The organism is Prevotella sp. AGR2160 (assembly GCF_000424185.1).
Taxonomy (GTDB): Bacteria; Bacteroidota; Bacteroidia; order Bacteroidales; family Bacteroidaceae; genus Prevotella.
Window position 1 is genome coordinate 80,472 of the sequence record NZ_AUJK01000011.1, and the last position, 21,185, is coordinate 101,656.

Here is a 21,185-nt window from a genome sequence, read left to right on the forward strand (position 1 = left end):
TTGCAAAAATAGTGAAAATTCTCCAAACACAACTCCTTTTTCGCGATTTTTTTTTAATTTTGCAAATTGTAAGGTTAAAATGGAATGAAGAAAATTTATAACAAGTTCGACAAGCATGCGATTGCGCAGCTTCCCCAAGTGCAGTTCCCCGGCAGGATCATCACGATTATCTCGCCGGGTGAGACGGAGAAAGCCGTTGATTATCTGCTCGCCAGCGACATCCTGGGCGTAGACACGGAGACCAAGCCGTCATTCAAGAAAGGTCAGCATTTCCAGGTCTCTTTGCTTCAGGTCTCGAACAGAACGACTTGCTTCTTATTTCGTTTAAACCTTACAGGAATTACACCGGCTATCATGCGGCTTCTTGAAGATACGACTGTGCTGAAGGTGGGCCTGTCCTGGCATGATGATATCCTCGGTCTGGAACGTCGTCAGCAGTTTAAACCCGGATGGTTCGTTGACTTGCAGACATTGGCGCCTAAGTTAGGCATTGAGGATCTGAGTCTTCAGAAACTCTATGCAAACATTTTCCACATGAAAATATCCAAGGGGCAGCGCCTCTCCAACTGGTGTGCTGATAACCTCCGTGACTCCCAGAAACTTTATGCCGCCACGGATGCATGGACGTGTATACAGCTCTACGATGAGATGACACGCATGATTGAGACAGGTGATTATATTTTGGAGAAAGTCCCTGAGCCAGAGCCTGCCGTCGTCCCAACAAATAATGATAACAACAATGTATAAGAATATCTATCTCAAGCGTGGCAAGGACGAGAGCCTGAAGCGCTTCCATCCCTGGATCTTCAGTGGTGCCGTCCATCATGCCGATGAGGGCATCCAGGAGGGTGACATCGTCCGTGTCATCACCGCTGAAGGGAAATTCATTGCTGTCGGACATTTCCAGATCGGCAGCATCGTCGTCCGTGTCCTCAGTTTTGAGGATATCGTCATCGATCATGACTTCTGGTGCCAGCGCCTGAAGGCCGCCCTCGACATGCGGGTGGCTATCGGCATTGCCGACGCACCGAACAATAATACGTTCCGTCTCGTACATGGTGAGGGCGACAACCTCCCTGGTCTCGTCATCGACTGCTATGGCCGTACGGCCGTCATGCAGGCTCATTCCGTGGGTATGCATGTCTGTCGTATGGAGGTCGCCAAGGCCCTCATGGAGGTCATGGACGGCCGCATCGACAACCTTTATTATAAGAGTGAGACGACCTTGCCTTACAAGGCCGGTCTCGACGAGGAGAACGGCTTCCTCATCGGTGGGGGCGCTCATGTCGATAATGTCGCCATCGAGAACGGCTTGAAGTTCCATATCGACTGGCTGAAAGGTCAGAAGACGGGCTTCTTCGTCGACCAGCGTGACAACCGCTCGCTCCTAGAACATTATGCCAAGGGGAAGAGCGTACTCAACATGTTCTGTTATACGGGTGGCTTCTCCGTCTATGCCATGCGGGGCGGTGCCAAACTCGTGCACTCCGTCGACAGCAGTGCCAAGGCCATCGAACTCGTCAATGAGAATATCGCCATGAACTTCCCCGGTGATGACCGCCATGAGGCTTATTGCGATGACGCGTTCAAATATCTCGATGAGCATGACGACAAGTATGACCTGATCATCCTCGACCCGCCGGCTTTCGCCAAGCACCGCAAGGCCCTTCACAATGCCTTGAAAGGTTATACACGATTGAATCTGAAAGGTCTCCAGCGTATCAAGCATGGTGGTATCCTCTTCACCTTCAGTTGTTCACAGGCTGTCAACAAGGATCAGTTCCGTGCCGCCGTCTTCACGGCTGCCGCTCAGGCCCATCGTCGGGTGCGCATCCTTCATCAGCTTCACCAGCCTGCCGACCACCCCATCAATATCTATCACCCCGAGGGTGAATATCTGAAAGGATTGGTTTTATACGTAGAATAAATCCACCGTCGTCTCGACAGATGGTGCAAATGTTGAATGGCCTGCCGTTGTCTCGACAGATGGTGCAAATGTTGAATGGCCTGCCGTTGTGTGCTTGCGCTTTGCAAGCGCAAGGTAGCGCCGAATAGATAAAAAAAGACATACTAAAATGAAATATATTGGAATTATTCCGGCCCGTTATGCTTCCACCCGCTTCCCGGGTAAGCCGCTGGCTGTCCTCTGCGGAAAGACCGTGATCGAGCGGGTCTATGAGCAGGCAGCCGTCTGTCTCGACGAGGCTTATGTGGCCACGGATGACGAGCGGATCTTCAACGAGGTCGTGCGCTTCGGCGGCAAGGCCGTCATGACGCGTAAGGACCATAAGAGTGGTACCGACCGCATTGAGGAAGCTATGGAAAAGATCGGCGGCGACTGGGATGTCGTCGTGAATATTCAAGGTGATGAACCGTTCATCCAGCGCTCACAGATCGAGACGGTATGTCATTGTTTCGACGATCCGCAGACGCAGATCGCCACCATCGGCAAACCGTTCACGACGATGGAGGCCGTCAAGAACCCCAACTCCCCGAAGATCGTTGTCGACAACAAGGGTTTTGCCCTCTATTTCTCCCGCAGCGTCATCCCTTTCGTCCGTGGCGTCGACGAGAAGGAGTGGCTGGAACATTATCCCTTCCTGAAGCACCTCGGCCTCTATGCCTATCGTCGTGAGGTCCTCCGTGCTGTCACGGCCCTGCCCCAGAGCAGTCTGGAGAAGGCCGAGAGTCTCGAGCAGCTCCGTTGGCTGCAGAACGGCTTCCGTATCAAGGTCGGCACCACCGATGTCGAGACTGTCGGCATCGATACCCCCGAGGACCTGAAGCGCGCCGAGGCCTTTCTGAAAAACTGATCCTCTCGTAGGTTGCGGTGTAGAATGGCCTGCCGTCGTGTGCTTGCGCTTTGCAAGCGCAAGGTAGCGCCAATGCCATCATTTGAATATGTATAACTATTTCTCCCAAAAAATATCGGCATATATCTCCCGCCATCACCTCCTCACCGGGGACGGCCGCTACCTCGTGGCCCTCTCCGGCGGCGCCGACTCCGTAGCTCTGCTCCGTGTCCTCCTCGCCCTCGGTTATCGCGTCGAGGCCGTCCACTGCAACTTCAAGCTCCGTGGGGAGGAGAGCGACCGTGACGAACAGTTCTGCCGCACGCTCTGCGACCATCTGCAGGTGCCGTTCCATATCGTCCATTTCGATACACGGAGCTATGCCGTCCTGCACCATGAGAGCATCGAACTGGCCGCCCGTAACCTCCGGTATGCCTATTTTCAGCAACTGGCGAAGGACCTCGGCGCCCAGGGCGTCTGTGTGGCCCATCACCAGGATGACGCCATCGAGACATTGTTGATGAATATCGTCAGAGGCACGGGCATGCAGGGCTTGAAGGGTATCCAACCGCAGAACGGCAATATCCTCCGCCCCCTGCTTGCCGTATCTCGTAAGGACATTGAGGACTATCTGACGGAACTGCATCAGGATTTCGTCACCGACAGTACGAATCTCACCGACGGGGCGACCCGCAACGTCTACCGCCATCAAGTGATCCCGTTGTTGGAAAAAATCAATCCCGCCGTGCGTGAACATCTTGTGGATCTGATGGATACGGCCGTTCAGTCAACTAAAATCGTGGACAGTCATCTCAACAGCTTTCTCAGCCGCCGCGCCGGCATCATCCTCTATCTCGACTATCCAGAGGACCGTGAAGGGGGAGGGACGCAGGCTAAGCAGTCATCAGCAGCCGTCCCGCAGCAGAATGCCATCATCGCCCTGAAAGATCTCTTTGAATATATATCTCCGGAATATCTTTTCTTCGAGGTTGTCCGTCCTTACGGCTTCTCGGGCAAGGCCGCCAGGGGAATCTTCACGGCCATAGAAGACGCTCATTCTGAGCGGAAGGACCTCACGGGCCGCAGTTGGAAGTCGGCGGGTTATGAGTTGCTCATCGACCGTGACCGTATCCTCATCGAACCGTTGGAGCCGTTGCCCTCGAAGTCGTGGAAGATCCCGGAAACGGGGACCTATCATCTCGGGGAGGAATTCGTTATCAAGATCAAGGAGACGCCGGAAACGACCGTCAGCAAGGACCCGAAAGTCATCACGGTGGATGCCGACAAAGTCCGCTTCCCGCTGACCTTGCGCACGATCACCGAGGGTGACCGATTTATCCCTTTTGGCATGAAAAATACCAAGCTCGTCAGTGACTTCCTCACGGATCAGAAAGTCAACCTCTTCGACCGCCGCCGCCAGCTCATCCTCGTCGACGCCGCTGCCACTCCCGTATGGCTCGTCGCCCGTCGTATTGATGCCCGTGTCGCCGTGAGCCCGCAGACTCGCCGTGTCCTCCGTATCACCGTAGGTACATGATTAATCATGTACCTACGCCGTGTCTGTAATTTTTTCCGACATTTTATGCTTATTCTGAAAAACTTTTTGTAATTTTGCCCAAAGAAAATACGAACAAGTAAAAATATTTAGCAATGCTTACACTCAAACTGATCAGTGAAGAAACTGAACGGGTTGTAAAAGGCCTGGAGAAAAAACATTTTGAAGGTGCTCGCGAGGCTGTTGAGAAGGTTCTTGAATTCGACAAGATCCGCCGTGAGGCTCAGCAGAAACTCGACGCGAATAAGGCTCAGCAGAACCAGCTCTCCCGCCAGATCGGCGGTTTGATGAAAGAGGGCAAGAAGGACGAGGCCGCCAAGATTAAGGATGCCGTTGCCGAACTGAAGGCTGCCGACAAGGCCCTCCAGGAAGTGATGGAGAAGGCTCAGGAGGATATGACCAACCAGCTCCTGCAGATCCCGAACATCCCCAATGATGACGTCCCCGAGGGCAAGGATGCCTCCGACAATGTTGTCGTCAAGGAAGGTGGCGTGAAGCCCGATCTCGGTCCCGATGCCCTCTGCCACTGGGATCTGTTGAAGAAATACAATCTCGTCGACTTCGACCTCGGCGTGAAGGTCACCGGTGCCGGCTTCCCCTTTTATATCGGTAAGATGGCCCGTTTCCAGCGTGCCCTCGAGGCCTTCTTCCTCGACGAGGCCCGCAAGGCCGGATATCTTGAGGTCCAGCCGCCCTTCGTCGTCAATGAGGCCAGTGGTTATGGCACGGGTCAGCTGCCCGACAAGGAGGGTCAGATGTACCATGCCAACCTCGACAACCTCTTCCTCATCCCGACGGCAGAGGTCCCCGTGACGAATATCTTCCGCGATGTCATCCTCGATGAGAAGGACCTGCCCATCAAGCGCTGCGCCTATAGTGCCTGCTTCCGTCGTGAGGCCGGCAGCTACGGCAAGGATGTCCGTGGCCTGAACCGTCTGCATCAGTTCGACAAGGTTGAGATCGTACGCATCGACACGCCGCAGCATTCCTATGAGAGTCTGAAGGAGATGCTCGCCCATGTCGAGGGCCTGCTGCAGAAGCTCGAGCTGCCGTATCATATCCTCCGTCTCTGTGGCGGTGACATGAGTTTCACGTCGTCCATCTGCTACGACTTCGAGACGTGGAGTGCCGCTCAGAAGCGCTGGCTGGAGGTATCCTCCGTCTCCAACTTCGAGAGTTATCAGGCCAACCGCCTGCACTGTCGCTACCGTCATGCCGACGACAAGAAGATCGAGCTCTGTCACACCCTCAACGGCTCCGCACTGGCTCTGCCGCGTATCGTTGCCTCCATCATCGAGGACAACCAGACGCCCGACGGAATCCGTGTGCCGAAGTGCCTCGTGCCTTACTGTGGCTTCGAGATGCTCGATGACAAGAATTTTGAATAATCATAAAAATGCGTCCCTTTCTCCGTGAGAGGGACGCATTGATTTTCTAAACCAAAACACAAACAATCTTCTCCCAGCTTTTATCCTAGGATAGAGAGGGTAACTTCCAATCTATGTGTCTATGTATAAGATCCTAAGCAAAAATCAGTTTTCAGAGAAGGTCTTCTGTCTTGAAATAGAAGCACCTCTTATTGCACGGAGTTGCAAACCGGGCAACTTCGTTATTGTGCGCGTCGATAATCGCAGCGAGCGTGTCCCCTATACCATTGCAAAGTCAGACCCCGGGAAAGGAACGCTGACCATGGTCATCCAGGAGGTAGGCCTGAGCAGTACGAAACTCTGTCGCCTCAATCCCGGTGACAGCGTCCATGACATTGTCGGACCTCTCGGCACGCCGTCCCGCATCGAGAACTACGGCACTGTCGTCTGTGCCGGTGGCGGCATCGGTATCGCCGCCATCCTCCCGATCCTCACGGCCCTGAAGAAAGCCGGCAACCGTGTCATCTCCGTCCTCGCCGGTCGTACGAAGGAACTCGTGATCATGATTGACGATGTGAAGGCCTACTCCGATGAACTGATCATCATGACCGATGACGGCAGCCTCGGACAAAAGGGCGTCGTCACCGTCGGCGTGGAGGAGGTGCTGAAGCGCGAGCATGTTGATAAGGTCCTCGCCATCGGTCCTCCCGTGATGATGAAGTTTACGTCACTTCTGGCCCATAAATACGGTGTGCCCAACGACGTGTCACTCAATACGATCATGGTCGACGGTACGGGCATGTGCGGCGCCTGCCGACTGACGATTGGTGGAAAGACGCGTTTCGTCTGTATCGACGGTCCTGAGTTCAACGGCGATGAGGTCGACTGGAATGAGATGATGTCACGCATGAAGACCTTCAAGGGTGAGGAAGCCGAGGAGATGCAGCATTATGCCGACCATGTCGGAAATGTTGAAGTGAAGGTGAATGAGAAGAAGATTGACTATCAAGCTATCGATCTCTCCAAACTCACTGCTGAGGAACCGCTGAAAGCCAAGGACCGCATGAAAATTCCACGTGTCAAGATGCCCGAGCTCGACCCCGTCTACCGTGCCACGACGCGTATCGAGGAGGTCAATATCGGTCTCACTCCCGAGATGGCCGTCCGTGAGGCCCGGCGCTGTCTCAACTGCAAGCACCCGAGTTGCGTGGAGGGCTGTCCCGTGAACATCAATATCCCCGGCTTCATCAAGGAGATCGAGAAGGGTGACTTCCTCAAGGCTGCCTCTATCCTCAAGGAAACCTCGGCGCTCCCCGCCGTCTGCGGACGTGTCTGTCCACAGGAGAAACAGTGCGAGAGCCGTTGCATCCATCATAAGATGAACAGTGAGCCCGTGGCCATCGGCTATCTCGAGCGCTTCGCCGCCGATTATGAGCGGGAGAGCGGGAAGATGCAGCTCCCCGTCTGTCAGCCGAGCAACGGCATCAAGGTCGCTGTCGTCGGATCGGGTCCGTCTGGACTGAGCTTCGCCGGTGATATGGTGAAGCGTGGTTTCGAGGTCTATGTCTTCGAGGCTCTCCATGAGATCGGCGGCGTACTGAAATATGGCATCCCCGAGTTCCGTCTGCCCAACCGTATCGTCGACGTGGAGATCGACAATCTGCGGAAGATGGGCGTACATTTCCAGACCGACTGTATCATCGGTAAGACCATCACCGTAGAAGAGCTGGAGGAGAAAGGTTTCAAGGGCATCTTCGTCGGCTCCGGTGCCGGTCTGCCCAACTTCATGAATATCCCCGGCGAGAACTACATCGATGTCCTCTCGTCCAATGAGTACCTCACGCGCGTGAACCTCATGGATGCTGCCAACCCCGATACCGATACACCTATTAATATTGGTAAGAAAGTCCTCGTCGTCGGTGGTGGAAACACGGCCATGGACTCCTGCCGTACGGCCAAGCGCCTCGGCGGTGATGTCACCCTCGTCTACCGCCGCTCAGAGGCAGAGATGCCGGCCCGTCGGGAGGAGGTGAAGCACGCCAAGGAGGAAGGTATTCACTTCCTCACGCTCCATAACCCGAAGGAATATCTCGCCGACGAGAATGGCCGTGTTAAGGCTGCCGTCCTCGACGTCATGGAGCTCGGTGAGCCCGATCAGAGTGGCCGTCGTCGTCCTGTAGCCACAGGGAAAACCATCACTATCGACTGCGACCAGGTCATCGTGGCCGTCGGCGTGAGCCCGAACCCGCTGGTGCCAAAGTCTATTCCCGGTCTTGAGCTCGGCAGGAAGAACACTATCGTCGTCAATGATGAGATGCAGAGCAGCCGCGGCGACATCTATGCCGGCGGTGATATCGTCCGTGGCGGTGCCACCGTCATCCTCGCCATGGGTGACGGCCGACGGGCCGCAGCACACATGACGGAACATCTGTTAAATGCAAAATGATAAATTACCTTAAAAGGGTAGCCATAGTCTTGCAGGATTGCGGGATTATGGCTACCTTTGTCATGAAGATTACACGACATATTGCACTTTATCAAAAAAACTAAAGACTATGGAAAAATATTTTGCTGAATCAGAGTTGATGATTAACCCTGACGGCAGTTGCTATCATCTTCACCTTCGTCCTGACCAACTGGCGGACAAGGTGATTCTTTGCGGTGATCCTGAGCGGGTTAGCCTTGTGGCTTCTCATTTCAGGGATATGGAATGCGACGTTCATAACCGTGAGTTCCGTTGCATTACGGGATATTATAACCAGAAACGTATCACTGTTGTCGGGACGGGTATCGGCTGCGACAATATCGATATCGTACTGAATGAACTCGACGCACTGGCTAATATCGATTTCAAGACACGCAAGGAAAAGAGCCAGTTCCGACAGCTCACCTTCGTGCGCATCGGTACCTGTGGAGGACTGCAGACGGATCTTCATACGGGTTCCTTCGTCGCTACTGTGGAGAGTATCGGATTCGACGGACTACTCAACTTCTATGCCAACCGTGACAAGGCCTGCGATCTCGACTGCGAAAAGGCCTTCAAGGACTTTGTACGCTGGGATCTGAAGATGGGCAACCCCTATGTCGCGCCGTCTGACGAGGAACTCCTGGAGCGTATCGCCGGCACCGACATGCACCGTGGCATCACCATTGCTTGCGGTGGCTTCTATGGTCCTCAGGGTCGTGAGCTCCGTCTGCCTCTGGCCGATCCTAAACTGAACGAGAAGATCGAAGCCTTCGAATATAATGGCCTGAAGATTTCAAATTTCGAGATGGAGAGCAGCGCTGTCGCCGGTCTGTCCCGCCTCATGGGTCATAAGGCCCTGACCTGTTGCATGGTGATCGCCAACCGCCGTGCCCACAAGGCCAACACGAACGTCAAGGGATCCATCGACAAACTCATCCAGCGTGTCCTTGAGAGAATATAATTGATTTTGAATGAACCATACAAACGATACAATCTGTGCTTTGGCGACTCCGGCAGGGGGCGCCATTGCTGTTATTAGACTCAGTGGTCCCGAGTCGCTGGAGATCGTCTCCCGCCTCTTCTCGAAGGACCTCCGACAAGCCGTGGCGAACACGCTGCACTATGGCCGCCTCTCTTTCCAAGGGGAGGAGATCGATGATGTCGTGGTGAGCGTCTATCATGCGCCCCACAGCTATACGGGCGAGGAGGCCGCAGAGATATCGTGTCATGGTTCCGCCTATATCGTTCAACAGATCCTACACGCCCTCATCCGCTCCGGCGCCCGTCAGGCAGAGCCGGGGGAGTATACGCGTCGCGCCTTCCTCAACGGGAAGATGGATCTCTCGCAGGCAGAGGCCGTCGCTGACCTCATCGCCGCGTCCAACCGCGTGACCCATCAGATGGCATTGAGTCAGCTCAATGGACATTTCAGTTCTGAACTGGCCGTACTTCGGGAGAAACTCCTGAAGATGACGTCGCTCCTCGAACTGGAACTCGACTTCTCCGATCATGAGGAACTGGAGTTTGCCGACCGCACGGAGCTGAGGCAACTCGCCGGGGAGATCCGTGAACATATCCGGAGCCTGACGCATAGTTACGAGATCGGCAATGCCCTGAAGCAGGGCATCGCCGTGGCGATCATCGGTCGGACGAATGTCGGTAAGAGCACCCTCCTGAACCAGCTCCTCCACGACAACCGCGCCATCGTCAGTGATGTCGACGGTACGACACGTGACTCCATCGAGGGAACGACACAGATCAACGGCGTCACCTTCCGCTTCATCGACACCGCCGGTATCCGTGAGACGACGGATAGGGTAGAGCTGATTGGTATTGAGCGCTCATGGCAGAAGCTCTCCGAGGCCCGTATCATCCTCTGGATGGTTGATGCCGTCCCGTCGCCCGACGAGGTGGAGGAGATGCAGGCGAAGGCCAGCGGTAAGCCCGTCATCATTGTGGTCAACAAGTCAGATCTCATGGCCTCTACTACGGAGGTGACGCAATGGTTGGATACGATCAAATCGAAGGAGCATGTCGTTCATGGTATTTTGATTTCTGCCAAACAAGGGCAGAATCTCTCTGCCCTGGAGCAGCTGATCTACGAGGCGGCAGATATCCCGGAAATCACGGAGAACACGGTCATCGTCACCAACGGCCGTCATTACACGGCTCTCTGTCGGGCCGGAGAGGCCATCCGTCGTGTTCTCGAGGGTATGGATATGGACCTCAGCGGTGATCTACTGGCCGAGGATCTCCGTGACTGTATCGACAACCTCAATCAGATCGTCGGTCAGCAGATCTCCTCCCAGTCGGTCCTGAACAATATCTTCCAGCACTTCTGCATCGGAAAATAGAAAAATGATAAGAAAATTATAGAAAAAGATAAGAAGATGAAGAAAAGATGTGGTATAGAGGTAGTTAAGAAAACACCTAACCTTCGTCTTTCAATTTTTACTTACCTTTAAGCCCGATTTAATCGATTCGCCAAGAAACTCATGTCAGTGGTATTTGTAGTGTTTCCGTCTCTTCAAATACCCTATATCTTCCTGGTGGCGGTAAGCCTCCTGCTCAAAACGGATATGGAAATAGGCTTTGGTCCAGTTGTGGTACTTGAGAAGCAGCAGGAACCATTCCAGCACATACCATATATAAAAAGGTATATAGAGCAGTTCTCGTTGCTGTGCGGCATGGATGCGCTCATGGTTAATCTCTGTCGGTGAAAGTTCCTCACATGTAAACACCACTCCAAATAGCGTGATGGCATAATAGCCACCACGAAACCAAAGCTTGCTGATATGTATGATCCTGGTCACCGGATGTTCTGCTTTTGAGCATATTCCTCCCATTCCATCCATCCGCCACGGAGATTGATGACGCGGTATCCTTCCTTGGCAAGTATATGGGCAGCTCGTAGACTTCGCTTGCCCGAACGACAATATACCGCAATGAATTTACCCTTTGGCAAAGACTTCGACTTATCCTTGAAGTCGGGCTTTAAAACATCGATGTTGACCGCATGATCGATATGACCGTCACCATACTCTTCAGCAGTACGGACATCCACAAGGAATGCGGTGTCCGATCTGATCATTTCCGCAAAATGCGGTGCATCGACCGTTCTGATGCTGTCCGTCTGTGCGTTGGCGCAGACCGTCAGACCAAGAAAACCTAACAAAAAGGCAAATAACTTCTTCATTATATGATATTTATTGATTTATTGCTAAAGTATATTCCATATTTCATTTTCTGATCAGTAGCCAGAAGCAGAAAATTGCCTTTCAACTGTTGCTTAATTCGGATATTCTCAACCGAGCGGTTCTGCCCGTCTGTAAAACTGACCGCGGTCTGAGTAGGCACAAGACCCCAAGACCTCATATTCTCTTGAATCGTGTTCTCAATTGCAGAGATCCATTGGGCATGAGCGCAGTATCTCTCTGCCAAAGACCTGAAATTCATCAACGAAGAAGATACTGTTTGAATGATCTTTTCCGCCCTCCGTATGCCGTTCTCACGAGCAACTGCCAATACATCCTCCAGTGTTATGTGACTCAACTTGCCATGGACCATCATGCAATGCTGCGTCTCGGGGAGAAAGCCATGGACGTCAAAGATGAAAGTCATGTCATAAGCAGGAGATAGAGACCAACAACCATTCTCATCCATCAAGAATGAGAAATTCTTGTTGTGATCATCGGTGTTATTGGCAAGAATGTTGAAAACCATACGACGGAAGACCTCCTCGCATTCCAGTTCAGAAAGGCGCATCTTGCGGCATACCCACAACAGACGCTCGTAACTATCTGCACCGGGATATAGGGCAGCAAGGGTTTGCATATGAACTTTCTTGTTGCCTATACGGTCAAACCTTTTCGTAACGAAATGTCGGACTCCGTCAACCTCCATCAGCCAGCATGGAGTCATCTTGATACCTGCATCCACAGCCATCTTATAATATGCCATCTCAAGCTCCGCCATAGACCGGCTCGGGATATTGAACTTCAGGATACAGTAATCGAATCCCTCGGGATTCTCTACCTGGCCACTGCGTATTTCACCCGTCTGCTTGTTGATGGCAATGATAGCCTTGGGTTGTCTGCCTCCGGCAGAAGTCCCGACGGACATCAGCGCCTGCATGGTCATGTTCTCGTTCGGAGATATGCGCGCATTCTCACGTTCTGTATAGATCTTATTAGCCAACTGTATCAGCGATTGCAACTGAACACTTTCCTCCGAAGCAAAGTGAGCGGCCTCCGGTAGGAATTCCAAGGCACCCATGGCGCGACGACCTATGAACGCGAGTTTGTCCAAAGGAGTAATATCGCCCAGTCGCAGACCTTCCTGTTGTCTCCACTGCTCGAAGAGCTCATTTCCCCACGCGTCAGGGAGTGAGTCGGCCAGAAACGGCGGGAGCTTCTGATAGATCCTGTCGGAAGCTCCATAAATGGGCCGACGGCTTTGTGGCATACTGATCGAAGCATTCAAAGGCGATATATCCATCCCGTTCTCCAACCATTCATGACTATACTCGAAATAGGGCAGGCCACGACGCATGTCTATAGACAACCGTCCAACTTCATGTCCCCAGAGCATTACTCGCAATATCTTTGTTGTCATAGTGGTTACTTTTTAGTATGGCGTATGCGCTGAACTTTCCGGCCACTGTCTCGGGTCAGATATGCGGACTCGGGAAGCTCAGGCATGAGTTCATCAAGACCATCGATGCAACCAATTGCCTTAAGAAGTAACAGGAACGTACTTAAGGACAAGTTCGGCGAAAGGCCATTCTCAAATTTGTGGACCGTATTGACAGTCAGTCCGGCCTGATCAGCTACATCCTTCTGCGTCATGTCTGAGCGCATGCGATAATCCCGGAATCGTGATCCCAACATCCTTACCAGTTCCGGAATGGAATATTCATAATAATCTGTCATACGATCAAATTTAAATAATGCAATCAAATGAATTAAGGCTTGTTTTTGCCTATAAATCATCTTATTGTTGTATTAATGTTGCAAAGATAAGAATAAATTCCGAAATTCCAAAAAGGATGAAGAAAAAAATGAAAAGGATCAACAAAATCCTCCTAAGGCTTGTGATAAAACCAGCTTCCAAAGATAGGATAAATGATATTTCCTAATAGTTTCATAATCCGTCAGTTTAAGAATTTTCTATCGTTTTGATCAGTATATGCTGTAACCGTTCTCCTTACAATATTTTTTGGCTGGCTCGTAGCCCTGTGCGGTAGCTTTATGAATCCACTGGAGGCCAAGCCGCTTATCATCAATCCATGGCGAAAGACTATCACACTGATTCCATATGAAAAGTAGACGAAAGGCAGATTAATATTAGAACAATCCGCTTACAATCTCCGCTAGCATCGATCCATTTGTAGGTAGCCGCCATGTTGCGGCTACGCAAGGGAAAATGTAGGGGCATGATTTATCATGATCCACCCAATGTGGGTGCGTGGCCACAACATGGTGGCCACCTACATACGGAATCTAGGAATATTCTAGTGACATTTGGTTGCTCATTTAGGAGAACGCAGAAGATTAGCAGGGGAAAGTGGCACGTTTCTCAGAAATTATCATTATCTTTGTCGTGTCAAACCAATTTTGATTCAATATGAGTAACGGAAAACGACTGACAAGATCGAAAACTGATAAATGGCTTGCCAAACAAAACTTTACTAATACTGCAGATGATGCATACACTGGCTGAATAAAGTATTCTTCCGCTCTGAATGTTCAATAACGCCAATGGGATGGATGCAACCTATTGGGCAATTAATAGCAATGATGGAGTATTGAAGAAATGTGTAAGCAATTATCTTTATTCCCCGAAGAAGACGAGGAAGAGCGGGCAGATAAAAAAGAGGTGGACGGCATCGATCTCAATCCGCTCTTCGACCGGCTTGCCCAAAGCAAGTTCCGCAGCTCTTTCTATCTCAATGCCAAAGATAAGGAGTATATTCGCCAGAAGGGTTGGGAGAAGATAGAGAAAGGCACAAGGGAGACTATCGCCAAGCGCCTGGCACCGGCAGTAATCCCCAATGACGGAAAGCAGACTCCGATGCGGCATGGCATTTTCCCTCCCTTCATCGCCCAGCACGCCACTGGCTGCTGTTGCCGGAACTGCTTACAGAAATGGCACGGCATTCCGAAAGGACGACCTCTTACATTAAAGGAGCAGTTCTACATCACCCGGGTCATCATGGAATGGCTGCACAGAAATTATTGAAAAAAAATAAATAAACCAAGATGGTACATCAAATAGAATTCACATTGAGGCCCCGTCGCCGCGGCTTTCATCTGATCACTGATGAGGTGCTGCAGCATCTGCAGGCACTGCCCAAGGTGGGTTTGCTCAACTTGTGCGTGGCCGCAATAGGACGACACCTACAAATCGGATCGGCGGAAGTGAAGGAACATGATGAATCATGTCCCTACCTTTTATGCAAAAAAAATAGATATTTTCTTTTGAAAATAATATTTTTTTATTAACTTTGCGGTGACTAAAGCAAATTGTTAGGTATTTACAGGATGTAACATACATTCGTTATCAATTTATTTATATGAGAGAAATTTTACGCAAATTGGAGATCGCCGCAGGCGTAGCCCTTGTTTCCTGCGCAACAGTACTGGCGGCATCTCTTCAAAGTCATCCAAACAAGTATCCGCCTACCAACCGGATAAGGTCTCATCAGGCTGTCACCCGGCCACGGCTCATCAACCGGTTTGCACAGAACGCCGTTCCGTTACTCAGCAATGGAAGTGTCACGCTCTACGGCGACGTGGTTTATTCCGACAATTGGGAAGAGAGTATGGAATACGGCGTACGACAGTTCTCCACCCAGTCTTCCACGCTCACGGCCGTATCGCCCACTGACGACAGCAACTTTCGTGCTACGGGTGGTGCTGTGTATAAAGACGGACACTACTACATGATTAAAGGTGATGAGTATTCGTGTACCTTCTACGACTATTCCACGGACGACTGGAGTGAACAGAACGAAGATGAGGTGAGCACGAAATGGCTGGCCACAGATCTTACGGTGAATCCCTCAGACAATAAGATCTATGCCGTCATGTCGGACGGAAAGGGCGGACAGGAACTCACGACAGTATCCTTCGACGATGAGACACGTACTGCCATCGGCTCTCTGAAAACTATGCTTGCGACCCTTTCCAGCGACAGCTATGGCACTCTCTATGGTATAGGCACCGATGGGGCTTTGTATAAGGTAGACGCCACCAATGCCACAGAGACCTATATCGGTAATACCGGCGTGGAACCTGTCAGCATGCAGAGTGCCACGTTCGACTTTGCCACGAACACCCTTTACTGGGCAGCTACGACTTCTGATAACGTTGGTGCACTTTACTCCGTCGACGTGACAACGGGTAAGGCATCACTCGTTTACAATTTCCCCGGCAATGAGGAGATCGTCGGTCTGTACTCACTCAGTGAGGCAAAGCCGTGGGAGGGCCCCGATGCTCCGGCCGCGCCTACCCATGTTAAAGCCACCTATGCCGACGGTACAGCGACCCTTTCCTGGACAGCGCCGACAACGGGACTGCACAAAGGAAGTCTTGACGAAAACGGCATCAGCTATACTGTCGTGCGCATGCCCGACAATGACACGATAGCCGACAACTACACTAATACCACGCTTACCGACAAGATCGCATCCACCGAGCTGGCAGCCTATTACTATGTGGTAACTGCCAAGAACAGTGTTGGAGAAGGCGGCAGTGCTCAGAGCAATACTTTTGTGGCAGGCACCGCCGTAACGCCACCTTATGTGCAGAACTTCTCCGATGCCACCAGCTTTGCGCTGCTCACCTTAGTGGATGCCGATGGTGACGGCTCCACTTGGTCTCCCTCAGTAACCGCTGGCTGTGCCACATCGGCCGGGGCACCCTTCGACAATACCGATGACTGGCTCTTCACTCCTGCGATCTCCCTGAAATCCGACCGGCTTTACCGTCTTCACTTTGCCACGACATGTGAGTTGGCTGCCAACTATCCTTATACCATGCGCGCCGTCTATACGGACACGCCTACTGCCGATGCTGTTGCTACGGTGATCCAGGCAGACACGACCATCAACGTGCCTGAAACGCAGCAGTTAGGTGGCTATTTCAGCGTAAAGGCCGACGGCAACTACAATGTGGGTATCGAGGTTCACGGCTATGACATTCAGAATATCCATCTGAACAACATCCGGGTCGAGGCAGGACCAAAGTATAGTGCTCCTGACTCCGTGCGTGACCTTACGGTTACTGCCGATGCCGACGGTGCCGCCAAAGCCACCTTATCCTTTATGACACCAACCACAACTGTCAAGGGTGACGCCCTTACTTCCCTGCAGTATCTGGTGATCAAGCGTGACGGGGCACCCATCGACACCCTTCGTAACGTAAGCCCCGGAGAGAAGATTTCCTATACCGATGACCAGGCGGTGAAGAATAAAGTAAATACTTACGAAGTGGTAGCCTGCAATGAAGAAGGGGAGGGCATGCCTGTATCGCAGAGCACCTACGTGGGCATTGATGTGCCCCTGCCTCCAACACTGTTAGTGGCCAGCTACGGCGACAACGGTAAGATTAACCTTTCCTGGAAGGCTCCCGCTACAGGTGTGACGGGCGGCTATATTGATCCTGACAATCTGTACTATGGCATCCAGCGATCCGTGGGCGGAAAGGCTGTCGTACTTACAAATAACCAGAAACAGACCACCTACACCGACCAGATTGACGACAGTGGCGAACAGGCTTATCTGCTCTATGGCGTGTCGGCAGCTAACCGCAGTGGCTACAGCGACCTTGCCACCAGTAATGCGCTGATCAAGGGTACACCTTATACGTTGCCTTTCATGGAGACGCTTAAGGATGGCAGCACCGATCACTTCTGGGGTATGCAGAGCAGTGTGACTGATTCACATGCTGCCTGGGGCGCACAAGACGGTGCTTTCATGTTCTCCTCAAGCTATCAGCCCGGTGACGATGCCTTGCTTTATTCCGGAAAGATCAGTCTGGCCAATGCCAAGAACCCCATTCTGGAGTACGATTACTGGTACAGGGCAGAGGAGGGTGATGACTCACTCTTGGTGTATGTCATCAAGAACGGCCACGACACCACCTTGGTCTCCCGTCAGAACTATGTAAGGTATATGTATGCCAAGGATTATGAGAAAATTACGGTTCCTCTCAAGCAGTTCGCTACGGCCGATACCAAGTTCATTCAGGTAGCTTTCTATCTGAAGACTTACAGCAGCGATGCTACACAGATGGCCTCTGTGCGCAATGTCACCGTCCGTGATCAGCATGACCATGACCTCATGGCCAGCAGTATCAGTGCTCCGGCTCAGGTGCAGGTGGGTGACACCGTGCATGTCGTTGCGCGTGTAAAGAACTATGGCAGCCAGACGAGTGGCAAATATAGCGTGAAACTGTATGACCACGACAAGGTCGTGGGAACCAGTGAGGCCGACGCTCTGCCGTCTGACTCTGTGGCACAGTTCATCTTCAAGATACCGGTAACCACGCTGCAGGACAGTTTGTATTTCCATTTCACCGTCGACGATGCCGCCGATGAGGTTGCTGCCAACAACACCAGCAGCGATGCCGGTGTGGCGGTCACTCTCCCCGTTTATCCGAAGCCCGAAAAGCTTACGGCCTCTCAGGAGAGTGCCGGTAAGGTAACGCTCTCTTGGACGGCACCGGCCTATGAGGACTTTGTCATTCCCACGACTGATGGTGCCGAAGCCTATGACGCCTTTGCCATCGACAATATTGGCGAATGGACTGTCGTAGACCGTGACCATAAGGCAACCCGCTCGGATATCACCGTAGACAGCTATGACGTCAATTTCACCCACAAGGGCGATGCTATGGCATGGATCGTTATGAACCCTTCGAAAGCAGGAGCATCTTTCACTAACTGGATGGGTGATCCTACCGGCTGGCAACCAGTAAGTGGCGACCAGTATTTCGCATCCTTCAGCGCTGCCGACAGTACCAACGACGACTGGCTCATCTCGCCCGAACTCCCGGGGGATGCCCAGACCATCTCGTTCAGCGAACACGGCTATTATGGCATGGAACATTATGAAGTGCTTTATTCTACCACGGACACGAACCCGTCGAGCTTTGTCAGCCTAGGCGAGAAGACATCGGATGCCAGCTGGACGCAAGTAAGTTTCGACCTGCCTGCGGGAGCCAAGTATTTTGCCATACGTAATCTGGGAGCTGAATATTCGCAGTATCTCTTTGTCGATGACATCAACTTCAAGCCGCTCTCGGGCAAGGGAGTACTCCAACTTTGCGGATATCGGATTTATGCGGACGGAGAACTGGTAGACAGTGTGGCCGCCAATGTGCTGCAATACGTCGTCGCCGATGCTGCTACCCTTTATCAGGTAACGGCTGTGTACAATCGTGGCGAGTCGGCTGCCGCAAGCTGTCAGGGTGTTTCCACCGGCATCAACCGTGTGGAGATCCCCGGAGGCATTCATCTCTGTGGTAGCGTGTTGTCTAGCAACGACCCCGTACGTGTGTTCACGGCAAGTGGTACCCTGGTGTTCGAGGGTATAGCCAATCACATACGGCTCACTCATGGTTTTTATATCATCCAAGTGGGTAACAAGTCCTACAAAGTGACGGTAAGATAAAGTTGACTTAACCTTGAATGGGGTCTCATGAATTTGTCTAAAAGTGGATAGATCCACAAGTAAATATTAAATTATGATATATAGCCCTGGAAGCGACAAACTTCCAGGGCTTTTTACTGCTCAGGATCATGCAATTGATATTCATCTATGGATGGCTTTGCCATCGCGTCAATGATCATCGATGGAGGCATTAGCTAAGCTGTGTAATTTATTGATCCTTTTGTAGGTGTCGTCCTATTGCGGCCACGCAAGGAAGATGGGGAATATGTAGGGACATGATTTATCATGATCCGACCAACGCGGGTGCGTGGCCACAACATGGTGGCCACCTACATAGGGTGAATGAAAAGGGCGGCCGTAATGGCCGCCCGTTTTTGTGTCAATGGGTACCATTTTTTCTCGTTATTTCTTTATTCTAAATAATTTTTTGTAACTTTGCCCACAGAACGAGTATTGCGGACGGCCGGAAAGGGAATCATACCTATTCTTGACCCACGTCAAGTAATCGCATGTTTCTTGCATTTTCCTTTGAAAAGATTTGGTGTGCTCGAACACAATGCGTAACTTTGCAGTGTCAAAAGGTTAATAGATTGTTTAGGTTAGTAGTAATAGATTTAGGTTTTTAGTTTTAGGTTTTTAGATTGTTTCAGGTATAGGTTTTAGTTTAGGTAAAGATTGTTTCATCATTTGGATAACACACAAGATTAGGATTTGCGCCGTGAGGTACAAACCTAAAAAACGGTCAGGAGCAGCGAGCTCTTGGCCGTTTTTTTTGTAGGGACTTGATTCATCATGTTCCGCTACATTTGGCGGATATCATATAAAAACGGCCGGACTTCACAGTTCGACCGCTTCTCAATCGATAACTAACTTTTCACAAAAGATTCATATGGTGGAAATTAAGTCGATTATTGATGATTATTGATGGAGGCATCTCGCCCACATGTTTTATCCTGTGGCCCATATTCTAGTGACATTTGGTTGCTCATTTAGGAGAACGCAGAAGATAAGCAGGGGAAAGTGGCACGTTTCTCAGAAATTATCATTATCTTTGTCGTGTCAAACCAATTTTGATTCAATATGAGTAACGGAAAACGACTGACAAGATCGAAAACTGATAAATGGCTTGCCGGTGCGTATATTAGATAAGGCTTATGATTTATAATTGTCCGGATTTGGAGGATGCTATTGAGGCATGGGGAATCCTCCCGCTGCTGCCTGTCGGCATCCCGGGATGGTCGGCTGAGGAACAAGCAGCTGAAGAGTGTCAATATACCCCGTCCCCGGAAGGCGGCTGGGAGTGGCCGCTGTGGAAATGGAAGGGTGGGGCCATTCAGGAGACTGGCTGTGCCTATGGTAAATTCATCATGGGCAAGGCTGCCTTCATCAGCAAACGTCTGTGGCCCGATTTCTGTAATTGGCGGAGATATGTGTCGCCAAAGATAGCGGAGGGGAGTATCGAGGAGGATATTCTCTTTGCGCTTGAGGAGAATGGCAGTATGATTACCCGTGACTTGCGCAAGGTCTGTGGCTTTGATGGTCCGAAGATGCGGGGGAAGTTCGATGCATACGTCACCCGTCTGCAGAATGCCGGATATATCGTCACCGAGGATTTCGTCTATCCACAGGATAAGAACGGCAAGGAGTATGGATGGGGATGGGCTTTGCTGACCACGGCAGTGCATCGCTTCGGGAAAAAAGCCTGCTCGCCACAGCGAACACCTGCAGAGTCCCATGATATTCTTATGGGCCATTTACGTCATATCCTCCCTGATGTCGGTGATGCTCTGATGGAGCGGATATTGAAAAGGAAGCCGGGGCATTGAGAAGTTGAAAGCACCATCAATCTTCTTTATAAACATGATCGTTTTGGAGAGTAAACAGCATACTTATGAGTGCTAAGTATCTTTCCTACGTTCATCAACAGTTAGCGCCACTAGCGCCACTAGCGCCAAGCGCCAAACCGCTAAAACATACGTAAAATAGCACTTTTTACCCCTTTTATGTAAGTTGGCGCCATGGCGCTAGTGGCGCTAATGGCGCTAACCGAAGTTTCCGCCAACTTCCGCCAATCCGCCAACCGCCAAATAACCTTCAAAAGTGCCTAAAATAGTACTTTTATCTTGATTTTACTCTTTTGGCGGATGGCGGAACTTGGCGGAAAGTGGCGGAACATGATGAAATATCTATGGTGTTTACAAATCGAGAGCAGCACCACGTTACTGCCACTTCTGCCTTACGTCGTTTTTCGTTTGGCAGTTGGCAGAAGTAGCAGTAAACAAGTATTGATTAGGCCATGACTACCTTTCCTTATTATTCCTTCTGTTTA

At 51.3% G+C, this 21,185-nt stretch carries 15 protein-coding genes; 11 read left to right on the forward strand and 4 right to left on the reverse strand.

Annotated elements, in window-relative coordinates; all coding sequences use genetic code 11:
* The first annotated feature begins 84 nt into the window (after positions 1-84).
* The 8 genes from G604_RS0108790 to mnmE all read left to right on the forward strand — a co-directional run bounded on the left by G604_RS0108790 (position 85) and on the right by mnmE (position 10,535).
* The gene (locus G604_RS0108790; protein ID WP_028910238.1) at positions 85-747 is read left to right on the forward strand and encodes a 3'-5' exonuclease; all 663 of its coding nucleotides are present in this window, start codon (positions 85-87) and stop codon (positions 745-747) included.
* Positions 740-1,927, forward strand: coding sequence for a class I SAM-dependent rRNA methyltransferase (locus tag G604_RS0108795; protein ID WP_028910239.1), 1,188 nt, complete (start codon positions 740-742; stop codon positions 1,925-1,927). The genes G604_RS0108790 and G604_RS0108795 overlap by 8 nt, the downstream gene beginning before the upstream one ends.
* A gap of 148 nt (positions 1,928-2,075) precedes the next feature.
* Positions 2,076-2,813 (forward strand): 3-deoxy-manno-octulosonate cytidylyltransferase, encoded by a 738-nt coding sequence (gene kdsB / locus G604_RS0108800; RefSeq protein ID WP_028910240.1) that lies wholly within the window; start codon positions 2,076-2,078, stop codon positions 2,811-2,813.
* Positions 2,814-2,901: 88 nt separating this feature from the next.
* Positions 2,902-4,329, forward strand: coding sequence for a tRNA lysidine(34) synthetase TilS (gene tilS / locus G604_RS0108805; RefSeq protein WP_028910241.1), 1,428 nt, complete (start codon positions 2,902-2,904; stop codon positions 4,327-4,329).
* A gap of 113 nt (positions 4,330-4,442) precedes the next feature.
* Positions 4,443-5,735, forward strand: a complete 1,293-nt coding sequence (gene serS, locus G604_RS0108810) for a serine--tRNA ligase (protein WP_028910242.1) — start codon at positions 4,443-4,445, stop codon at positions 5,733-5,735.
* A gap of 121 nt (positions 5,736-5,856) precedes the next feature.
* The gene (locus tag G604_RS0108815) at positions 5,857-8,160 is read left to right on the forward strand and encodes a bifunctional dihydroorotate dehydrogenase B NAD binding subunit/NADPH-dependent glutamate synthase (RefSeq protein ID WP_028910243.1); all 2,304 of its coding nucleotides are present in this window, start codon (positions 5,857-5,859) and stop codon (positions 8,158-8,160) included.
* A 109-nt stretch (positions 8,161-8,269) separates the two neighbouring features.
* The gene (locus tag G604_RS0108820; protein ID WP_028910244.1) at positions 8,270-9,142 is read left to right on the forward strand and encodes a nucleoside phosphorylase; all 873 of its coding nucleotides are present in this window, start codon (positions 8,270-8,272) and stop codon (positions 9,140-9,142) included.
* Between the two features lie 10 nt (positions 9,143-9,152).
* Positions 9,153-10,535 carry a tRNA uridine-5-carboxymethylaminomethyl(34) synthesis GTPase MnmE gene (mnmE, locus tag G604_RS0108825; RefSeq protein ID WP_028910245.1) on the forward strand — a complete coding sequence of 461 codons (1,383 nt, stop codon included), beginning with the start codon at positions 9,153-9,155 and terminating at the stop codon, positions 10,533-10,535.
* A 144-nt stretch (positions 10,536-10,679) separates the two neighbouring features.
* On the opposite strand, the gene G604_RS0108830 is transcribed toward mnmE, so the two are convergent.
* Genes G604_RS0108830 through G604_RS0108845 form a run of 4 tightly spaced genes read right to left on the reverse strand, consistent with a single transcriptional unit; the run spans position 10,680 to position 13,172 of the window.
* Positions 10,680-10,994, reverse strand: a complete 315-nt coding sequence (locus G604_RS0108830) for a hypothetical protein (RefSeq protein ID WP_036905088.1) — start codon at positions 10,992-10,994, stop codon at positions 10,680-10,682.
* Positions 10,991-11,377 (reverse strand): rhodanese-like domain-containing protein, encoded by a 387-nt coding sequence (locus G604_RS0108835; protein ID WP_028910247.1) that lies wholly within the window; start codon positions 11,375-11,377, stop codon positions 10,991-10,993. Before G604_RS0108835 ends, G604_RS0108830 begins: the two co-directional genes overlap by 4 nt.
* On the reverse strand, positions 11,377-12,795 hold the full coding sequence (locus tag G604_RS14000; RefSeq protein ID WP_081657723.1) for a type II toxin-antitoxin system HipA family toxin: 1,419 nt from the start codon (positions 12,793-12,795) through the stop codon (positions 11,377-11,379). Before G604_RS14000 ends, G604_RS0108835 begins: the two co-directional genes overlap by 1 nt.
* 5 nt (positions 12,796-12,800) lie before the next feature.
* Positions 12,801-13,172 (reverse strand): helix-turn-helix domain-containing protein, encoded by a 372-nt coding sequence (locus tag G604_RS0108845; RefSeq protein ID WP_231376108.1) that lies wholly within the window; start codon positions 13,170-13,172, stop codon positions 12,801-12,803.
* An 823-nt stretch (positions 13,173-13,995) separates the two neighbouring features.
* Here G604_RS0108845 and G604_RS0108850 point away from each other — a divergent pair.
* The 3 genes from G604_RS0108850 (at position 13,996) to G604_RS0108865 (ending at position 20,682) form a co-directional block, all read left to right on the forward strand.
* Positions 13,996-14,421 (forward strand): DUF4186 domain-containing protein, encoded by a 426-nt coding sequence (locus G604_RS0108850; protein WP_028910249.1) that lies wholly within the window; start codon positions 13,996-13,998, stop codon positions 14,419-14,421.
* A 334-nt stretch (positions 14,422-14,755) separates the two neighbouring features.
* Positions 14,756-18,856 carry a CARDB domain-containing protein gene (locus tag G604_RS14010; protein WP_081657724.1) on the forward strand — a complete coding sequence of 1,367 codons (4,101 nt, stop codon included), beginning with the start codon at positions 14,756-14,758 and terminating at the stop codon, positions 18,854-18,856.
* Positions 18,857-20,010: 1,154 nt separating this feature from the next.
* On the forward strand, positions 20,011-20,682 hold the full coding sequence (locus G604_RS0108865) for a hypothetical protein (RefSeq protein ID WP_028910250.1): 672 nt from the start codon (positions 20,011-20,013) through the stop codon (positions 20,680-20,682).
* Positions 20,683-21,185: the final 503 nt, after the last annotated feature.

Excerpts from the sequence above, each read along its gene's own strand:
- G604_RS0108865 (WP_028910250.1), top strand. The coding sequence starts at position 20,011 with ATGATTTATAATTGTCCGGATTTGGAGGATGCTATTGAGGCATGGGGA.
- G604_RS14000 (WP_081657723.1), bottom strand. The coding sequence starts at position 12,795 with ATGACAACAAAGATATTGCGAGTAATGCTCTGGGGACATGAAGTTGGA.
- G604_RS0108815 (WP_028910243.1), top strand. The coding sequence starts at position 5,857 with ATGTATAAGATCCTAAGCAAAAATCAGTTTTCAGAGAAGGTCTTCTGT.
- G604_RS0108850 (WP_028910249.1), top strand. The coding sequence starts at position 13,996 with ATGTGTAAGCAATTATCTTTATTCCCCGAAGAAGACGAGGAAGAGCGG.
- G604_RS0108820 (WP_028910244.1), top strand. The coding sequence starts at position 8,270 with ATGGAAAAATATTTTGCTGAATCAGAGTTGATGATTAACCCTGACGGC.
- G604_RS0108845 (WP_231376108.1), bottom strand. The coding sequence starts at position 13,172 with ATGATTTATAGGCAAAAACAAGCCTTAATTCATTTGATTGCATTATTT.
- G604_RS0108835 (WP_028910247.1), bottom strand. The coding sequence starts at position 11,377 with ATGAAGAAGTTATTTGCCTTTTTGTTAGGTTTTCTTGGTCTGACGGTC.
- tilS (WP_028910241.1), top strand. The coding sequence starts at position 2,902 with ATGTATAACTATTTCTCCCAAAAAATATCGGCATATATCTCCCGCCAT.
- G604_RS0108795 (WP_028910239.1), top strand. The coding sequence starts at position 740 with ATGTATAAGAATATCTATCTCAAGCGTGGCAAGGACGAGAGCCTGAAG.
- serS (WP_028910242.1), top strand. The coding sequence starts at position 4,443 with ATGCTTACACTCAAACTGATCAGTGAAGAAACTGAACGGGTTGTAAAA.
- mnmE (WP_028910245.1), top strand. The coding sequence starts at position 9,153 with ATGAACCATACAAACGATACAATCTGTGCTTTGGCGACTCCGGCAGGG.
- G604_RS0108790 (WP_028910238.1), top strand. The coding sequence starts at position 85 with ATGAAGAAAATTTATAACAAGTTCGACAAGCATGCGATTGCGCAGCTT.
- G604_RS14010 (WP_081657724.1), top strand. The coding sequence starts at position 14,756 with ATGAGAGAAATTTTACGCAAATTGGAGATCGCCGCAGGCGTAGCCCTT.
- kdsB (WP_028910240.1), top strand. The coding sequence starts at position 2,076 with ATGAAATATATTGGAATTATTCCGGCCCGTTATGCTTCCACCCGCTTC.